This window comes from Mesorhizobium sp. RIZ17 (genome assembly GCF_051127865.1).
In the GTDB taxonomy this organism is placed as follows: Bacteria; Pseudomonadota; Alphaproteobacteria; order Rhizobiales; family Rhizobiaceae; genus Mesorhizobium; species Mesorhizobium humile.
Map to the genome: position 1 here is coordinate 5,027,691 of NZ_CP147861.1, position 18,260 is coordinate 5,045,950.

General features: G+C 63.6%; 12 protein-coding genes. 10 read left to right on the top strand and 2 right to left on the bottom strand.

Features of this window, described 5'->3' with window-relative positions; all coding sequences use genetic code 11:
* Positions 1 to 6: 6 nt before the first annotated feature.
* Positions 7 to 1,014, bottom strand: a complete 1,008-nt coding sequence (locus WDX12_RS24440) for a hypothetical protein (RefSeq protein ID WP_434722320.1) — start codon at positions 1,012 to 1,014, stop codon at positions 7 to 9.
* Positions 1,015 to 1,170: 156 nt separating this feature from the next.
* Here WDX12_RS24440 and WDX12_RS24445 point away from each other — a divergent pair, with 156 nt between their 5' ends.
* The 4 genes from WDX12_RS24445 to WDX12_RS24460 all read left to right on the top strand — a co-directional run bounded on the left by WDX12_RS24445 (position 1,171) and on the right by WDX12_RS24460 (position 7,455).
* Positions 1,171 to 2,286: a glycosyltransferase family 4 protein gene (locus WDX12_RS24445; protein ID WP_434722321.1), complete on the top strand. Its 1,116-nt coding sequence runs from the start codon at positions 1,171 to 1,173 to the stop codon at positions 2,284 to 2,286.
* 115 nt (positions 2,287 to 2,401) lie between these two features.
* The gene (locus WDX12_RS24450) at positions 2,402 to 3,199 is read left to right on the top strand and encodes a MipA/OmpV family protein (protein WP_434722322.1); all 798 of its coding nucleotides are present in this window, start codon (positions 2,402 to 2,404) and stop codon (positions 3,197 to 3,199) included.
* A gap of 305 nt (positions 3,200 to 3,504) precedes the next feature.
* Positions 3,505 to 6,471, top strand: a complete 2,967-nt coding sequence (ileS, locus tag WDX12_RS24455) for an isoleucine--tRNA ligase (protein WP_434722323.1) — start codon at positions 3,505 to 3,507, stop codon at positions 6,469 to 6,471.
* 309 nt (positions 6,472 to 6,780) lie between these two features.
* Positions 6,781 to 7,455, top strand: a complete 675-nt coding sequence (locus tag WDX12_RS24460; RefSeq protein WP_320298263.1) for a hypothetical protein — start codon at positions 6,781 to 6,783, stop codon at positions 7,453 to 7,455.
* A gap of 84 nt (positions 7,456 to 7,539) precedes the next feature.
* Here the strand turns inward: WDX12_RS24460 and WDX12_RS24465 are convergent, their stop codons facing one another.
* Positions 7,540 to 7,998 (bottom strand): nucleoside deaminase, encoded by a 459-nt coding sequence (locus WDX12_RS24465; RefSeq protein ID WP_320298262.1) that lies wholly within the window; start codon positions 7,996 to 7,998, stop codon positions 7,540 to 7,542.
* Between the two features lie 180 nt (positions 7,999 to 8,178).
* Between WDX12_RS24465 and WDX12_RS24470 the strand changes: the two genes are divergently transcribed.
* From WDX12_RS24470 to WDX12_RS24495, 6 genes are all read left to right on the top strand, one after another.
* Complete coding sequence (locus tag WDX12_RS24470; protein ID WP_434722324.1) at positions 8,179 to 10,320, top strand: pseudouridine synthase; 2,142 nt, start codon at positions 8,179 to 8,181, stop codon at positions 10,318 to 10,320.
* A complete protein-coding gene (rsmD, locus tag WDX12_RS24475; RefSeq protein ID WP_434722325.1) occupies positions 10,301 to 10,855 on the top strand; it encodes a 16S rRNA (guanine(966)-N(2))-methyltransferase RsmD in 555 nt (184 codons plus the stop codon). Before WDX12_RS24470 ends, rsmD begins: the two co-directional genes overlap by 20 nt.
* An 84-nt stretch (positions 10,856 to 10,939) precedes the next feature.
* Positions 10,940 to 12,298 (top strand): M16 family metallopeptidase, encoded by a 1,359-nt coding sequence (locus tag WDX12_RS24480; RefSeq protein WP_320298259.1) that lies wholly within the window; start codon positions 10,940 to 10,942, stop codon positions 12,296 to 12,298.
* Between the two features lie 296 nt (positions 12,299 to 12,594).
* Positions 12,595 to 13,854 (top strand): M16 family metallopeptidase, encoded by a 1,260-nt coding sequence (locus WDX12_RS24485; RefSeq protein ID WP_434722326.1) that lies wholly within the window; start codon positions 12,595 to 12,597, stop codon positions 13,852 to 13,854.
* Positions 13,851 to 14,708, top strand: coding sequence for a patatin-like phospholipase family protein (locus WDX12_RS24490; RefSeq protein WP_320298258.1), 858 nt, complete (start codon positions 13,851 to 13,853; stop codon positions 14,706 to 14,708). The genes WDX12_RS24485 and WDX12_RS24490 overlap by 4 nt, the downstream gene beginning before the upstream one ends.
* Positions 14,709 to 15,216: 508 nt before the next feature.
* Positions 15,217 to 18,156 (top strand): hypothetical protein, encoded by a 2,940-nt coding sequence (locus WDX12_RS24495; protein WP_434722327.1) that lies wholly within the window; start codon positions 15,217 to 15,219, stop codon positions 18,154 to 18,156.
* The last annotated feature ends 104 nt before the right edge of the window (positions 18,157 to 18,260 follow it).

The following is an 18,260-nucleotide window of genomic DNA, read 5'->3' on the forward strand; positions in this document are numbered from 1 at the left end:
CGACTGTCAATCTGATTGTCGGGCCGATCCGAGCGCGATCTCGAGTGCGGGGGCGAGCAGTCGCAGGACCGTCTCGCGCTTTTTCGCCTTCAACGACAAGTCGCCGTCGAGGCCGACTTCATGAAGCCAGCTTCCGCGCCATTCGCAATAGGCTTGCCTGAGCTCAATTCCCGGCAAGGCGGCGAATGCGGTTATTGGCCGTTGCGGCACCGCATTGGGATCCGCATCCCGATAGAGCACCTCCCAATTGGCTCCGCCGGTGTCAAGGCCGGCGAACCAGTCGAGCCCGAAATCGAGAGGCTCGCGGCCGACGGCGTCGAACCGAAAGAAGCAATAGCCGGCCCACAAATACCATCGCGCGCCTGCCCAGCGCAGATCGCCGTAAAACGCCGCGCCTTCAAGAGGTTCGAAGGGGTCGCATGGCTGCGTCGGGAAAAGGTCCTGGTCGAGGAATCCGAACGCGGCCGGTGCGGCGGGCTTCAGAATGTTGTGCCACATCCAATTGAGCGCCGCGCCATGGGACCGGCTCGGGTTCCTTACGGTCCACGGATTGGCGGGCAGCCTGACATAAGCGGCGCCGTGAGCCGCGCATACCTGCCTGTTCTTGCCTGCGGAGGCTTCGCCGACGCTGTTGTCGGCCACGATGTGGAGATCGTGGCGAACCAGTCCCTTCGTCAGCCGCAACTGCAGATCCAGGCATTGGGCATCGCCGAAGGCAACGGTCAGCAGGACATCGCGACCCCGGGCGGCGGCACGGATACCCGGGATGTCGCCATCCTTGGCCGGCTGACGCAGAAACCTTCGGTCGATTCTCCGGTAACGGGCGGTCTTGATGGCATGCAGCATCGGCTGCAGCCTCAGCCATTGCCGCCAGTCATATTCGCGCAGGGTCTTTGGCACGGCTGCGGTGGCTTTCAGGCGAACCCGGCTTGGCAGCTGCGATCGCCCCGTGGAATTTTCATGAGCGCGCTCCGGTTGGGTTCTTTTAGGAAGCTCGAACGCGAAAGCATCCAAGTCTCTTGATAACCGGCTATATACAGCATATTCGTGGTTTCAACACGACCAACATTTGAGCGCCCGGCTGTGTTTGTTTGAGTGGGGAAGTCTGGGGCGCACCCGGAGCCTCTCTCCGTCGATCTTGGGGGGTAAGGCGGCGCTCCGGAAAATGAAATGAGAATCTGCTGCGCAATCTCTGCCCTCTTCATGAACGGAGGGCTGCAAAGGGATTGTCTCAACATCAGCGACCGACTGGTCGAGCGTGGCCATAACGTGACCATCCTGACGACCCGTCAGGTCGGTCACGTCGAGAGTTCGGCCACGATAAAAGTCCATCCGGCACGGGTTCTCTCGAACCCGGGCACCGAATATGCGCTGGGAAGGACCGTGCTGGCGGTCAGGCGCGACTTCGACTGCGTGGTCGGTTTCAACAAGATGGCGGGCCTGGACATCTACTATGCCGGCGACCCGCCCTATTTTGTGTCGAAGCTCGGGTGGTGGCGGCCGTTCTCTCCGCGCTTCATGCGCCAGCAGAACCTCGAATCGATGATCTTTGCCCCCGGTAGCGCCGCGCAGATCATTGCGCTCAGCGAACAGCAGGCAGCGCTTTACCGCGGCTTCTGGCGAACCGAGGAATCCCGCATTCACGTGGTCGGGCCGACGCTCGACCCGAAACGGCGCCGACCGGAGCTGTTGACCGGCGACCGTAATGAAATCCGCGATCGTTTCGGGCTTCCTCGTGAGGCCACCATAGCCTTGACCATCGCCAACAAATTGAAGGTGAAGGGTCTTGACCGGGCGGCAAAGGCTCTTCAATCGGTCTCGAACATCCATTGGCTGGTCGCCGGTTTTCGCAAGAACGGCGAAGAAGAAACGCGGCTTCGCGCCCTGATTGCCAAATCCGGCATATCGGAACGGGTTACCCTGCTGGGCATCCAGGAAGACATCCCGGCGATTGTGGTTGCGAGCGATTTCATGCTGCATCCGGCTCGCCTGGAAAATACCGGCACGGTGATCCTCGAGGCACTCGCAAATGGCCTGCCGGTCATCGCATCGGCCGCCTGCGGATATGCAAAATATGTCGAAGCCAGCGGGGCGGGACTGGTCGTAGCCAGTCGCGACGATCCCGAAATTTGGCGGCAGGCAATCCTGAAGGCCGGCGATCCGGCGATTCGGGGCCGATGGCGCGAGGCGGCTCTTGCCTACGGCGCATCGAACCAGCTTACCGGCGGGCTGGAAGCGGCTTGCGATCTGATAGAGACGTTCCGCCGCAACCGGCGTGTGGGCTAGTTGGCCTGCCGGTCGGTTTCGATGTTACGATTTTAAGTCAAATTTTACCGGACGCACGGCATGGCTTGAGCGCTGGCAGGTGGTGCTGCCGGCGCGTTTCGCGTAAGGGGTGACGATGCGTATTGTCGGGACGATTCCGCTGGCCGTCGCCATGGGCCTGCTCAGTGCACCTGTCGCCCAGGCGGGCGAAGGCAGCTGGATATCCGGCGACTGGTACCTGACGCTCGGCGCCACGGCGCTTGTCGCGCCGAATTTCGAGGGCGGCAAGAAATACATGCTGAGCGCCCAGCCGATCATCTCGCTCGGCAAGGTCGGTCCGGAGGCGCGCTTCACCTCGCGCAACGACAACATCTCGCTGGCGCTGATCGATGACGGTTCCGTTCGCGCCGGCTTGACCGGCAAGTTCATCTTCTCGCGCGAGAGCAAGGACGAGCTCAAGGGCCTCGATCCGGTGCGCTGGGGCGGTGAGGCGGGCGGCTTCTTCGAATTCTATCCGCTGGACTGGGTGAGGGCGCGGGCGGAACTCAGGCACGGCATTCGTGCCCACAACGGCTTCGTCGCGGACATCGCCGCGGACGCCTTCTATGACATCACGCCGACCGTGCGCATTTCCGGTGGGCCGCGCGTTTCCTTCGCATCGTCCGACTATTTCGACGCCTATTACGGCGTCAACGCCAAGGAAGCGGCTGCCTCGGGCTTGAGCGAGTACCATCCCGGCGGCGGGCTGAAGTCGACGGGCCTCGGCGGCGCGATCACCTGGAAAGTGACCGAGCCGATGACGGCGAGCGTCTTTACCGAATATTCGCGCCTGATGGGGCCGGCCGCCGATTCCAGCCTGGTCAAGGAACGCGGCGATCGCAACCAGTGGACCTTCGGTGTCTCGACCACTTACCGCTTCAATTTCACCATGTAGGCCGTGAAAGCGGCTTCATGCCTTGAAATCCGCGCTTTATTCCTGCCGCGCCATCCGCTAAAAGCCACGCCATGACGAGCTTTTCGCGCCTTTTCGCGATCGCGATACGAATTACGGGCCCGGTGTTCCGGGCGGCCTGAGCGCCGCTGGAGCCGCCGGGAGTTTTCGCGCGCGCCCCTCGCGCTTTTTCAAGAAAATCAACGCATATCGCCCAAAAGTGGGCTCCGGTTTTGGGAAAGCGATATGCGTCAGCTAAGACTCAACGCCCGGGCTTTCCGCCGCCGGGCAACGCAGATGGCAGATCAATGACCGACACTGTTGAAACGATCGACTATTCCAAGACGCTTTATTTGCCGCAGACGGACTTCCCGATGCGCGCCGGCCTGCCCGAGAAGGAGCCTGGCCTAGTCAAACGCTGGCAGGACATGGAGCTTTACAAAAAGCTGCGGGAGGAGGCCGCCGGCCGCGAGAAATTCGTGCTGCATGACGGCCCGCCCTACGCCAACGGCAACATCCATATCGGCCATGCGCTGAACAAGATCCTCAAGGACGTCATCAACCGCTCCTTCCAGATGCGCGGCTATGACGCCAACTACGTGCCGGGTTGGGACTGCCACGGCCTGCCGATCGAATGGAAGATCGAGGAGCAGTACCGCGCCAAGGGCAAGAACAAGGACGAGGTGCCGGTCAACGAGTTCCGCAGGGAATGCCGCGACTTCGCCCAGCATTGGATCAAGGTTCAGGGCGGCGAGTTCCAGCGCCTCGGCGTCATCGGCGATTTCGACAATCCCTATACGACGATGGCCTACCATGCCGAGTCGCGCATCGCCGGCGAACTGTTGAAGTTCGCCATGTCCGGCCAGCTCTACCGCGGCTCGAAGCCCGTGATGTGGAGCGTGGTCGAGCGCACCGCGCTCGCCGAGGCCGAGGTCGAGTACCAAGACTACGAGAGCGACACAATCTGGGTGAAGTTCCCTGTCGCGAGCCTCGCCCAGCCCGTCGCCGGCGCCGCGCCGGCGTTGGACGGAGCCGCGCTAGACCTCGTCGAGGCGCATGTCGTCATCTGGACGACCACGCCCTGGACCATCCCCGGCAACCGCGCCGTGAGCTATTCGCCCCGCGTCGCCTATGGCCTCTATGAGGTGACGGCGGCCGAGAACGCCTTCGGCCCGCAGCCCGGCGAGAAGCTGATCTTTGCCGACGCGCTCGCCGAGGAGAGCGCGGCCAAGGCCAAGATCACCCTGAACCGGCTTAACAGCGTCTCGGCCGAACAGCTTGCAAGCCTTACGCTTTCGCATCCGTTCAAGGGGCTTGGCGGCGGCTATGAGTACCCGGTGCCGATGATCGCCGGCGAGCACGTCACCGACGATGCCGGCACCGGCTTCGTCCACACCGCCCCCAGCCACGGCCGCGAGGACTTCGACGCCTGGATGGACGCGGTGGCCGAACTGCTCAAGCGCGGCGGTATCGACACGGCGATCCCGTTCCCGGTCGACGATGCCGGCTTTTTCACCAAGGACGCACCGGGCTTCGGCCCGGACCGCGAGGGCGGTGCGGCGCGCGTCATCGACGACAACGGCAAGAAGGGCAACGCCAACCAGGCGGTCATCGACGAGCTGATCAAGCGCAATGCGCTCTTCGCGCGCGGCCGGTTGAAGCACAGCTACCCACATTCCTGGCGCTCGAAGAAGCCGATCATCTTCCGCAACACGCCGCAATGGTTCGTCTATATGGACAAGGACCTCGGCGATGGCACCACGCTGCGCAGCCGCGCGCTGAAGGCGATCGACGACACCCGCTTCGTGCCGGCGGCCGGCCAGAACCGCATCCGCGCCATGATCGAGGAGCGCCCCGACTGGGTGCTGTCGCGCCAGCGCGCCTGGGGCGTGCCGATCGCCGTCTTCGCCGACGAGGACGGCAATGTGCTGAAGGACGAGGCCGTCAATCAGCGCATCATGGAGGCGTTCGAGAAGGAAGGCGCCGACGCCTGGTTCGCTGACGGCGCCAAGGAACGTTTCCTCGGCAATCACGACGCCTCGAAATGGCACCAGGTGATGGACATCCTCGACGTCTGGTTCGATTCCGGTTCGACGCATGTCTTCACGCTGGAGGACCGTCCCGACCTCAAATGGCCGGCCGACGTCTATCTCGAAGGCTCGGACCAACATCGCGGCTGGTTCCACTCCTCGCTGCTCGAAAGCTGCGGCACCAGGGGAAGGGCGCCCTACGACACGGTCATCACCCATGGCTTCACCATGGACGAGGAAGGCCGCAAGATGTCGAAGTCGCTCGGCAACACCGTCGTGCCGCAGGACGTCATCAAGCAGTCCGGCGCCGATATCCTGCGGCTCTGGGTGGTGACGACCGATTATTGGGAAGACCAGCGGCTCGGCAAGAACGTGCTGCAGACCAATATCGACGCCTACCGCAAGCTCAGGAACACCATCCGCTGGATGCTGGGCACGCTCGCCCATGACGACGGCCAGGACGTGCCGGTCGAGACGATGCCGGAACTGGAGCGGCTGATGCTGCACCGGCTGTCAGAGTTGGACGAAGTGGTGCGCCAGGGCTATGACGCTTTCGAGTTCAAGCGCATCACCCGCACGCTGCTCGACTTCATGGTGGTGGAGCTTTCGGCCTTCTATTTCGACATCCGCAAGGATGCGCTTTACTGCGACGGACCGTCGAGCTTGCGCCGCAGGGCGGCCGTGCAGGTGGTGCGCCATCTCTTCGAATGCCTGGTGAAATGGCTGGCGCCGATGCTGCCCTTCACCACAGAGGAAGCATGGCTCGACCGCCATCCGGACGCCGTCTCGGTGCATCTCGACCAATTCCCGGCGATCCCGCAGAACTGGCGCAACGAGGCGCTGGCCGAGAAATGGCGCAAGGTGAGGCAGGTTCGCCGCGTCGTCACCGGCGCGCTGGAGATTGCGCGCGCCGAGAAGCTGATCGGCTCTTCGCTCGAGGCGGTGCCGGTGGTGACGCTCGACGACGCCGCGCTGGAAGCCGCGATCGCCGATGTCGACATGGCCGAGATGGCGATTACCAGCGATCTCGTCGTCAAGCACGGCAAGGCCCCGGAAGGCGCCTTCACGCTCGACGACGTCAAGGGTGTGGCGGTGGTGGTGGAGAAGGCCGAGGATCGCGGCCTGGTAAAATGCGCGCGCTCCTGGCGCTACACCGCCGATGTCGGGCAGGACCCGGAATTCCCGGATGTGTCGGCCCGCGACGCCGCCGTGTTGCATGAGCTGAAGGCTCTTGGACGGCTGTAGGTGCATGTCGCCCAAAAGTGTGAAACGGTTTTGGGACGACGACATGCACCAAATCAAATAAATGCATGTCGCCCAAAAGTGTGAAACGGTTTTGGGACGACGACATGCACCACGTTAAATAAGTGCACAAAATGCCACGCCGGGCGGCCTGAAACTGCCCGTGCGTTGCCCTTAACAAGTGGTTGAGGTAAACACGCGACACTCCGGCAGACAAATTGTCGCCGGATTTCCGTCGCAAGTGCGGGGAAGCAGGGGACCGTGCCCTTGGCCGGTGGCGACCGAAAGGCTGTTAGAGTGGGACTTTTTGGCATGACCGACAGAATGTTTGCGCGCGCCGCGCTGGTGGCGCCGCTTGTGGTATCGGCCATCGCTCTGTCGGGCTGCATGAGCTCGCCCACCTATGGAACCGACAAGACGGCAGCCGCGCAGCTCTTGGACGATGTTTCCGGCGCTGCTGCGATCACGCCGAAGCACAAGGATCCGATCGACTACAAGCCGCGTCCTGATCTGGTGAAGCCCGCGCCCGGGCAGAAGGCAAACCTGCCGCCGCCGCAGCAGAGCATCGAGACGGCGAGCGCCGACTGGCCCGAATCGCCTGAGGCGCGCCGCGCCCGCATTCGCGCCGACGCCACCACGCATCAGAACGATCCCAACTATCAGCCTGAAGCGGTCGAGGACGTGCAGACCGATCCCGAGGCAGTAAAGAAAGCGATGGCGGAATCTGGATCCAGCCACCCCCCGCGCTGGTCACCGGATGATTCCAGCGTCACGCGTCGCAATGAGGTTCAGCGCCGGCTCGCCGAACAGAAGCAGGGCGATCCGACTACCCGCAAATATCTGAGCGAGCCGCCGCTCGCCTATCGCCAGGCTGCTGACACCGCGCCGCAGAACGAGCTCGGCGAGGATGAATACAAGAAAGAGCGCCGCCTCAAGGCGCAGGCCGAAGGCAAGAAGGGCGGCTGGTTCGACTGGCTGGGTCTGTGAATAGTGAATAGTGAATAGCTCTACTGACTACTCACTATTGACTACTGACTACCAACTGCGTGCCCACCATTCACCATTCACCATTCACCATTCACCACCCCGTCTCTCCCGAAAGAAATCCTTCAGGATGAGGGCGGCATCGCTCTCTCCGATCCCCGGGTAGACGTCCGGCGTATGGTGGCAGGTGGGTGAGGCGAAGAAGCGCACGCCGTTGACCACCGCGCCGCCTTTCTCGTCGGCGGCGCCGAAATAGAGCCGCCGCAGCCGGGCGAAGGAGATCGCGCCGGCGCACATCGCGCAGGGCTCCAGCGTCACGTAGAGATCATGGCCGGTGAGACGTTCGCTGGCGAGCTTCCGGCAGGCCTCGCGGATCGCCAGCATCTCGGCATGCGCGGTCGGGTCCGAGAGCTCGCGCGTGCGGTTGCCGGCTTTTGCGACCACCGTGCCGCCATTGGCGATCACAGCGCCGACCGGCACTTCGCCGCGGCTGGCCGCCGCCGCGGCCTCTTCAAGCGCCAGGGCCATGAAATCCGGTCGTTTCAAGCGGTTTCCATTCCGATTACTTCTCGCCACCCGGGAGTGATCCTGTTATCTAGCGCGAGACCCTGAAAACCGGAATCGGTTTTTGCCGCGCCGCTGGATGCGCAAAATCAAGATGACACTGCCTGCGTTAGGCGTCCGCAAGGACGCGCGGCGCTGTAGCAGGCGAAGACGAGCAATGTAATGGACGACGACAAGAAATCTCCACGCGGGCCACGCAAGGGTGGCTCCAGACCGACGGGCGGGCGTGACGGAAAACCGGCCTACGGTGCCAAGAAGCCGTTCGCCAAGCGTGAGCGACCGGTGGCGGCCGAAGGCGAGCGCCCGGGCCGCGATTTCAAGCGCAGCTACAAGCCGCGCGAAGCGGGTGAGGGCGCGGAGCGCGCCGAAAGGCCGTTCCGCAAAGGCCCGCGCCCCGAAGGCAAGCCCTTCGAGAAGCGCGATGGCCGCAAGCCCTACACACCGCGTGGCGACCGGCCGGCGGCTGCCGAAGGTGAGCGCCCGGCCCGCGATTTCAAGCGCAGCCACAAGCCGCGTGAAATGAGTGAAGGCGGGGAGCGTGGTGACCGACCGTTCCGCAAAACTCCGCCGCGCGACGGCAAGCCTTTCGAGAAGCGTGAGGGCGGCAAGCCCTACGCGCCGCGTGGCGACCGGCCGGCGGCGGCCGAAGGCGAGCGCCCGGCCCGCGATGTCAAGCGCAGCTACAAGCCGCGTGAAATGGGTGAAGGCGGGGAGCGTGGTGACCGGCCGTTCCGCAAAGCTCCGCCGCGCGACGGCAAGCCTTTCCAGAGGCGTGAGGGCGGCAAGCCTTACCCACCGCGTGGCGACCGGCCGGCGGCGGCCGAAGGCGAGCGGGGCGAGCGACGTTTCGACCGCCCCAAGCGCGCATTCGACGACCGTCCCAAACGCGATTTCGCCGACAGGCCGAAGCGAGACTTCAGCGATCGTCCACGCGAGGCTGGCGGAAAACCGGAAGGCGGCTTCAAGCCAAGGCCGCGTCCCTCGGAAGCCGCGCCGGAAAGCGGCGAGCGCATCGCCAAGCGGTTGGCGCGCGCCGGCATCGCCTCGCGCCGCGACGCCGAGGAACTGATCGCGGCCGGCCGCGTCAAGGTCAACGGCAAGGTGCTGGACTCACCGGCCTTCAACGTCAGCGCCAACGACATCATCCATCTCGACGGCACGGAAATCCCACCGATCGAGCGCACGCGGCTGTTCCTGTTCCACAAGCCGGCGGGCGTCGTCACCACCAACCGCGATCCTGAAGGCCGCAAGACCGTTTTCGACGTGCTGCCGGCCGACCTGCCTCGGCTGATGACCATCGGCCGGCTCGACATCAACACCGAGGGCCTGTTGCTTTTGACCAATGACGGCGGGCTGTCGCGCGTGCTCGAATTGCCGGCCACCGGCTGGCTGCGGCGCTACCGCGCGCGCGTCCATGGCAAGGTCGAGGAGAGCGCGCTTGCCGGCTTGCGCGAAGGCATCGCAGTCGACGGTGTCTTCTACGGGTCGATCGAGGCCTCGCTCGACCGCGAGCAGGGCACCAATGCGTGGCTGACGCTCGGCTTGCGTGAAGGCAAGAACCGCGAGGTGAAGAACATCCTCGGCGCGCTTGGTCTCGACGTGACGCGGCTGATCCGCATCTCCTACGGGCCGTTCCAGCTCGAGGATCTTCCCGAGGGTCATGTGCTGGAGATCAAGGGCCGTGTGCTGCGCGAACAGCTCGGCGAACGGCTGATCGAGGAATCCGGCGCCAATTTCGATGCCGAGATCCAGAAGCCGTTTTCCAACAAGCCGGTGCGCGGTGGCGGCCCCCGCCGTGAAGAGGCCGACCGGCCGAAATTCACGCGCGACGGCGACCGCCGGCCGATCGGCGAGGGTGGTCTGATCAAGGCGCGCAAGCGCCGCGAAGACAGCCGCGACGAGGCGCTGAGCAAGCTCTCGACGAAACCGGAAAGGGCGTTTGGCGAGCGCGGCCCGAAATCCGACCGCGGTTTCGGCGACAAGCCGCGTGGTGGCTTTGGCGACAAGCCCCGTTTCGGCGGGAAGAAATCCGAGCGTGAGCAGCGGCCGATCGAACCGCCGGGCCAGCGCAAGGCCAATGTCTGGATGGCGCCGGGCGCCCGGCCGATCGGCAAGGGCAGGGCGGAAGCCGATGCTGCCAAGGCCGCCGAGGCAAAGGCGCGCAAGGCATCCTACAAGCCCGGCGGCAAGGGCAAGCCGGGCGCAAAGCCGTTCGGCAAGCCCCGCGGCGAGCGTCCCGAAGGCGATGGCGGCGACAGGCCGCGCGGTCCGAAGAGGGGTGGCGATGCGGATCGTCGGCGGTGAGTTCCGCGGGCGTCCGCTGGCGACGCCGAAAAGCAATGCCATCCGCCCGACAACCGACCGCACCCGCGAGGCGGTGTTCAACGTCCTGGCGCATCGTTACGCTGAAAAGCTCGAAGGCGGCCGCGTGCTCGACCTCTTCGCGGGCACCGGCGCGCTCGGACTTGAGGCGCTGTCGCGCGGTGCCTCCTACTGCGTCTTCATCGAGGAATCGACGGAAGGGCGAGGCCTGATCCGCGAGAACGTCGAGGCCTATGGCCTCACCGGCCGCACCAAGATCTTCCGCCGGGACGCCACGCATCTCGGCGAAACCGGCACGATCTCGCCCTTCGGTCTGGTCTTTGCCGATCCACCCTATGGCAAAGGACTTGGCGAGCGCGCGCTACGCTCGGCCAAGGCCGGCGGCTGGCTTCTGCCTGGCGCGCTCTGCGTCGTCGAGGAAGCTGCCTCGGCGCCGTTCGAGCCGGGCGCCGGTTTTTCCGTGATGGACGAGCGCAATTACGGCGAAACGGTCATACGCTTCGTCGAGGCGAACTAGCCTCGCCTCGAAAATGCCGAACAATTCACTTTGCCTCGCCGGTGAACCTTGCCTATCGTCGCGCAACCGGAACCGGAGATCTTGATGACACCAACGGGGATTGGGCTGCGAGCGGCGCTTCTTGTCGGCACGCTGGCGCTCGCCGCGGCCACGGCCCGCGCGGCCGACGACGGTGAGGCCAAGGATTTCCTGCTCGACAACGGCATGGAAGTGGTCGTCATCCCCGACCACCGCGCCCCGATCGTCACGCACATGGTCTGGTACAAGATCGGCAGCGCCGACGAGCCGCCCGGCAAATCCGGCATCGCGCATTTCTTCGAGCACCTGATGTTCAAGGCCACGACCAACCACGCCGCCGGCGAGTTCGACCGCGCCGTGTCCGAGATCGGCGGCTCCAACAACGCCTTCACCTCCTACGACTACACCGCCTTCCACGAGACGGTGCCGCCTTCGGCGCTTGAACAGATGATGGGCTTCGAGGCCGATCGCATGCGCAACCTCATTCTGACCGACGATGTCATCAAGACCGAGCGCGACGTGATCCTGGAGGAACGTCGCTCGCGCATCGACAGCAATCCGCAGGCGGTGCTCGACGAGGAGGTCGACGCGACGCTCTGGCAGAACCAGCCATACCGCATTCCAGTGATCGGCTGGATGCAGGAAATGGAGCAGTTGAACCGCCCGGACGCGAAAGCCTTCTACGACGCCTACTACCGGCCGAACAACGCCGTGCTGGTGGTGGCCGGCGACGTCGAACCCGGCGCGGTGAAGGCGATGGCCGAGCGCACCTACGGCAAGGTCGCTCGCGGCCCGGACCTGCGGCCGCGCATCCGCCCCGTGGAACCGGAGCAGAACACGAAGCGCACGGTGACGCTCACTGACGCGCGTGTGTCGGTGCCGAGCTTCTCCACACAATGGGTCGTGCCGTCCTACCATACGGCCAAGGCCGGTGAAGCCGAGGCGCTCGACCTGCTTGCCGAGATCATCGGCGGCGACAACCGCAGCAGGTTGTACCAGCAACTCGTCGTCAAGCAGGGCATCGCCTCCGAGGCCGGCGCCTACTTCCAGGGCACCATGCTCGACGCCACCAACTTCACCGTCTATGGCGCCCCGCGTGGCGACGCCAGGCTTGCCGATGTCGAGGCGGCGGTCGATGCCGAGATCGCCCGCATCGTCAAGGACGGCGTGAGCGACGATGAACTGGATCGGGCCAAGACGCGCTATGTGCGCTCCATGATCTTTGCGCGCGACAAGCAGGACGACATGGCCAACATGTATGGCTCGACACTTGCCACGGGCGGCAACGTCAAGGACGTCCAGGAATGGCCGGACCGCATCCGCAAGGTGACCGCCGATGAGGTCAAGGCGGTCGCCGCCCGCTATCTTGTGCTCGATCGCTCCACCACCGGCTATCTCTTGCCGCAACAGCAGGCGGGGAATTGATGAAGAGCATGGTTCTTGACCGTATAAGCACCTTTCCTTCTCCCCTTGTGGGAGAAGGTGGATCGGCGCGCAGCGCCGAGACGGATGAGGGGTGCTGGAAGAAACGCGACCTATTCCGCCGGACATTGAGAACCGGCAGTCACCGGGGTCGCACTCCGTCCAACACCCCTCATCCGTCGCCTTCGGCGACACCTTCTCCCACAAGGGGAGAAGGGGGGCGCGTTTATCGCGCCATTGCCACCCTTTGCTTCGCCCTGTTCTTCCTGCTTTTGCCCGTGCTTGCCGCGCGCGCCGAAGTGAATATCCAGGAGGTGAAGTCGAAGAAGGGCGTCACCGCTTGGCTGGTCGAAGACCATTCGATCCCGCTGGTTGCGATCCGTTTCGTCTTCGACGGCGGCACGGCGCAGGACCCCGCCGGCAAGGAAGGCCTGGTCAACCTGATGACCGGCCTGTTCGACGAGGGCGCCGGCGACCTCGACAGCGAGGCCTTCCAGCTGAAGCTCGACGATGCCGGCGCCGAGATGAGTTTTCAGGCGGCGCGCGATGGCACCTATGGCTCGATGCGCATGCTGTCCGACCAGAAGGACGAGGCTTTTGGCCTGTTGAAACTGGCGGTGAACAGCCCGCGCTTCGACCAGGCGCCGATCGACCGAATCCGCGCCCAGATACTCTCCGGCATCCTCGCCAACGAGCGGGACCCCAATACGATCGCCCAGCAGCGCTGGCTGCGCGCGATCTATGGCCAGCACCCCTACGCGCGGCCGGACGAGGGCAACAAAGACAGCCTCGCCGCCATCACCACTGACGATCTCAAGGCCTTCCACAAGGCGAATTTCGCCCGCGGCGGCCTGCATGTGGCGGTGGTCGGAGATATCGACGCCGCCACGTTGAGCGGCAGGCTCGACGAGGTGTTCGGCGATCTGCCGGACAAGCAGACGCTGGCGTCGGTTGCCGATGTCGCGCCCAAGCTCGGCCAGCAGCTCGAAGTGAATTACGACCTGCCGCAGACCTCCCTGCAGCTTGCCTGGCCGGGCGTGAAGCGGAGCGATCCCGATTTCTACGCCGCCGTGCTGATGAACGAGATTCTCGGCGGCTCGACATTTACCTCGCATCTGTACGAGCAGGTACGCGAGAAGCGCGGCCTTGCCTATAGCGTCAGCTCCGATCTCGTCGATCACGAGCATTCCAATGCGCTGCTGGTGACGACGGCGACGCGTTCCGACCGCGCCGCCGAGACGCTTTCGATCGTGCGCCAGGTGGTGAAGGACATGGCCGAGAACGGTCCCACCGAGGAGGAACTCGCGGCGATCAAGAAATACATGGTCGGCGCCTACGCCATCAACAATCTGGATTCGTCCAACTCCATCGCCGCGACGCTGGTGGAGCTGCAGATCGACAATCTCGGCATCGATTACATCAAGCGGCGCGCGGCTCTCATCAACGCGGTGACGCTGGCCGACGTCAAGGCGGAGGCGAAGAAGCTCCTGTCGACCGACCCCGCGGTGATGGTCATCGGGCCGCCGCTGGTGCAGGTGGCGGGAGGCGGCAAGGGATGAGCCCGACCTTCGGGGTGGCCTTCGGCGGCGGCGGCGCGCGCGGTCTCGCGCATATCCATATCGTCGAGGCCCTCGACGAGCTTGGCATCAAGCCGGCGGCGATTGCCGGCTCGTCGATCGGCGCCATCATGGGCGCCGGCATGGCGTCGGGCATGACAGGTGCCGAGATCCACGATTATGCCCGATCGATCCTCGGCAGCCGGGCCGAAGTGGCGGCGCGCATGTGGCGCTCGCGGCCCGGCACGATCGCCGAGGCCATGCAGGGCGGCATCCGGGTCAGCCAGTTCAACATCGAGCGCATTCTGAAGGCTTTCCTGCCCGAGGCGATCCCGCAGACGTTCGAGGCGCTGAAGATCCCGCTCAAGGTCACCGCGACCGACTATTTCGGCCATAGCCTTGCGGTGTTCGCCGAAGGCGACCTGCATTCGGCGCTTGCCGCTTCGGCGGCCATCCCGGCGGTCTTCCGCCCGGTGACGCGCGAAGGCCGCGTGCTGATCGACGGCGGTATCTACAACCCCGTGCCTTTCGACCTCATCGAGAAGGACGCCGACATCATCATCGCCGTCGATGTCGTCGGCGCGCCGAGCGAGGCCGAGCGCAGGCATCCGACCACCGTCGACCTGATGTATGGCGCCACCCAGCTGATGATGCAGTCGATCATCGCCAACAAGCTCAGGCAGCACCCGCCGGACATTCTGATCCGGCCGAATGTCTCGAAATACCGCGTGCTCGAATTCCTCAAGATCGAGGCGTTGATGGCCGAGACGGTCGAGATCAAGGACGAATTGAAGCGCGCCGTCGAGAAGGCCGTGGAAGCGCATGGCGGCAGGCGAGGCAAGAAGAAGGTGGTCTGAGAGCCTCGGGGATCGCGCCGTTGGGGAATGGGGACACCGAAGGCCGGCGCCTGAGGTCTGATGGGGATGACGCAAAGGTCCCTCATAAAATAAGACCTAAGAATAGAGCAAAGTATTCTTTATTCTGATTGGCGCGTGTTCACGCGCAAGTTTGGCCTTTGTCATTAACTCTTCATCCAATTGCCCGTTGACGCACGCTGCGGTAGAGTTAATAATATCCTAATATAGAGTGGCGTGAACAATCTCGTGACCGGCAACAACGAGTAACGCGCTACTGGGGCAGGGGAAGTGCAGCGCGGCATCCATGCCGCATTAGCCGTCATCATCGGATCGCCAGCCGTCGTGAGCCGCCATCTGCTGCTCGCCGGCCGGAGCCGGTGGGTGCGGCTTGCCGGACGCCAAGCTGATCCTCCTCACTGAATTCGGGCGCCGATCTCGGCGCCTTTGGCATGGGGTAATTCGCCGCCTTGCGCGGCCAAAGGGCGTGTGCGCCCGTGGAGGAAGTTCAATGGCCACAGTAGTTGATCTGACCGGTGCGACGACTTCGCAGACGTTGACCGACGGCACTATTTTTGCTGCCGAGCAACAAGGGGACGCCGGCACAGGCAATTACAATTCTTTCCTGGTGCTTGGCGCGAACGGAACCGAGAGTGGCTTCAACACAGACGGCACCCCCCTCCCGCTGAATGACAAACAACAGGAGCACACCAACGCGCTTCTCCTGAGCGACATGCAGGTCGTGACTGTGGATGGCCACGACTACTACGTCTTCAAGCTCGACGCCAACGAGCCGAACAGCACTTCGGGATCGTTGCTGTCGCTGAATTCGCTGCAGATCTACTCCGCGTCGGATCCGAGCATTACAAGTCTCTCGACGCTGCAGAGTCAGCAACTACTCTATAACATGGATGGAAATTTCACCGATGGTGATGTGACCGTTCAATTGGATGCCGGCAAGGACGCCCCGGCAGGCAGCGGACAAGGCGATCTCTTTGTCTATATCCCCACTAGCTACTTTACCGGCGCCAACGGTGCCTATGTTTACCTCTATTCGGCGTTCGGCAATCCCAGCGAATCGGACGGCGGATTCGAGGAATGGGGCGTTATCACTAACGCGAGTGTGGACCACGCTCCTGCGGTTTCGGTCGAGAAGACGGCCGATCCGACCTCGATCAACGAAGGCTCGGCCACCGACGTCACCTACACCTATGAGGTGACCAACACGAGCGTAGATGGAGCTGCCGATCCACTGACGCTGACCTCTCTGACCGACGACAATGCAACGCCCGGCGACACCAGCGACGACATCGACCTGCTGGCCGGCTTTGTCGCCAACTCCTCGCATGGCACTCACTATGTGTCTGGAGACACCGACGGCGACTATCTGGTCGACAGCGACGAGAAATGGGTGTTCAGCGCCACCGTCGGCGTCGACGCCCACAATGCGGGCAGCATCGTCAACACGGTGGTTGTGCATGCCCACGACGACGACAGCACCAATGACGTGTCGGCCAACGACACCGCGACCGTGACGGTCAACGACGTCGCACCGTCGATCGCCATCGAGAAGACGGCCGACCCGACCTCGATCAATGAGGGTTCGGCTGCCGATATCACCTACACCTATGAGGTGACCAACACGAGCGCTGCCGGCGCCTTCGACCCGCTGACGCTGACCTCGCTGATCGACGACAATGCAACGCCCGGCAATACCAGCGACGACATCGACCTGCTGGCCGGCTTCGTCGCCAACTCCTCACATGGCACGCACTATGTCTCCGGCGACACCGACGGCGACTATCTGGTCGACAGCGACGAGAAATGGGTGTTCAGCGCCACCGTGGGCATCGACGCCCACAATGCGGGCAGCATCGTCAACACGGTGGTGGTGCATGCCCATGACGACGACAGCACCAATGACGTGTCGGCCAACGACACCGCGACCGTGACGGTCAACGACGTCGCACCGTCGATCGCCATCGAGAAGACGGCCGACCCGACCTCGATCAATGAGGGTTCGGCTGCCGATATCACCTACACCTATGAGGTGACCAACACGAGCGCTGCCGGCGCCTTCGACCCGCTGACGCTGACCTCGCTGATCGACGACAATGCAACGCCCGGCAATACCAGCGACGACATCGACCTGCTGGCCGGCTTCGTCGCCAACTCCTCACATGGCACGCACTATGTCTCCGGCGACACCGACGGCGACTATCTGGTCGACAGCGACGAGAAATGGGTGTTCAGCGCCACCGTGGGCATCGACGCCCACAATGCGGGCAGCATCGTCAACACGGTGGTTGTGCATGCCCACGACGACGACAGCACCAACGATGTGTCCGCCAACGACACTGCGACCGTGACGGTCAACGACGTCGCGCCGTCGATCGCCATCGAGAAGACCGTCGATGCCAATCATGACGGCATCTTCCATTCATCGGAAACAGTCCAGTCGGGTGCACAGAACGTCACCTATCATTATGAGATAACCAACACGAGCGCGGCCGGTGCGTTCGATCCGCTGACACTGACCTCGCTCATCGACGACAACGGCACACCGGGAAACACCGGTGACGACATCAATCTGCTCAGCGGCTTCGTGGCCAACAGCTCGCATGGCACTCACTATGTGTCCGGCGATCTCGACAACGACTATCAGGTCGACAGCAACGAAACCTGGGTCTTCACGGCCGACAGCTCGTTCAACTTGCTTCCGAATGCCGACACTCGAACCAACACGGTCGTGGTGCATGCCCACGACGACGATACCACCAACGACGTGTCCGCCAACGATACCGCGACGGTCCAATCATTCGACGGCCCCGGCGTGCGCACTCCCGGTTTCTGGAGCAACCTCGGCAAGTCGTTCTGGGATGGCGTCGCAGGCGTCGATAAATCCGGCCCGAACTTCGCCTCCGGTGAATTGCTCTACGCCGTCGATTCCAACAACGACGGGCATACGGATGCCACCAAAGGTCTTCTGATCGGCGACTACAACAAGGACGGGGTGACCGGCCCCGGTGAGGACACGTTCTTCATCTCTTACGCCGATGCGCTCAAGGTGATCAACGCATCCACTAAGGACCTGCAGGACACACGTTTTGTCCTTGCTCGCGATACGGTGGCCACCTGGCTCAACTATCTGGCCGGAAATCCGATCGGCGACGCCTCCGACCCCAATAGCCCGCACAAGTATCTCGACCAGGCGATCGACTGGCTGCAGGTTACGAATGGCGGGACATCCTCTTCTCATTCCGAGGATTGGGGCGGCGGAAGCGCGGTGAAGGCGAGCAGCGCAGCCTGGAACGTTGGTCTGGACGACGAAACCCCCACCGGATTGGAGCTGGCCGGAAACCTGGTCCATCAGGAACTCGATTTCTACAACAACACCGGCATGACCTTCGAGGGGGCGATATTGCATGTCTACGCCAATGACGGCGGTTGATGCTGCGTTGGCGCGCATGAAGTGCGAAGCGCCAGGTGAATTGACCGCCATGCTTTGTTCGGTGTCGCTTCGGCAATGGTAAATAAGGCAGCATCTGGTTCAGC

Excerpts from the sequence above, each read along its gene's own strand:
- WDX12_RS24445 (WP_434722321.1), top strand. The coding sequence starts at position 1,171 with ATGAGAATCTGCTGCGCAATCTCTGCCCTCTTCATGAACGGAGGGCTG.
- WDX12_RS24450 (WP_434722322.1), top strand. The coding sequence starts at position 2,402 with ATGCGTATTGTCGGGACGATTCCGCTGGCCGTCGCCATGGGCCTGCTC.
- ileS (WP_434722323.1), top strand. The coding sequence starts at position 3,505 with ATGACCGACACTGTTGAAACGATCGACTATTCCAAGACGCTTTATTTG.
- WDX12_RS24460 (WP_320298263.1), top strand. The coding sequence starts at position 6,781 with ATGACCGACAGAATGTTTGCGCGCGCCGCGCTGGTGGCGCCGCTTGTG.
- WDX12_RS24470 (WP_434722324.1), top strand. The coding sequence starts at position 8,179 with ATGGACGACGACAAGAAATCTCCACGCGGGCCACGCAAGGGTGGCTCC.
- rsmD (WP_434722325.1), top strand. The coding sequence starts at position 10,301 with ATGCGGATCGTCGGCGGTGAGTTCCGCGGGCGTCCGCTGGCGACGCCG.
- WDX12_RS24480 (WP_320298259.1), top strand. The coding sequence starts at position 10,940 with ATGACACCAACGGGGATTGGGCTGCGAGCGGCGCTTCTTGTCGGCACG.
- WDX12_RS24490 (WP_320298258.1), top strand. The coding sequence starts at position 13,851 with ATGAGCCCGACCTTCGGGGTGGCCTTCGGCGGCGGCGGCGCGCGCGGT.
- WDX12_RS24495 (WP_434722327.1), top strand. The coding sequence starts at position 15,217 with ATGGCCACAGTAGTTGATCTGACCGGTGCGACGACTTCGCAGACGTTG.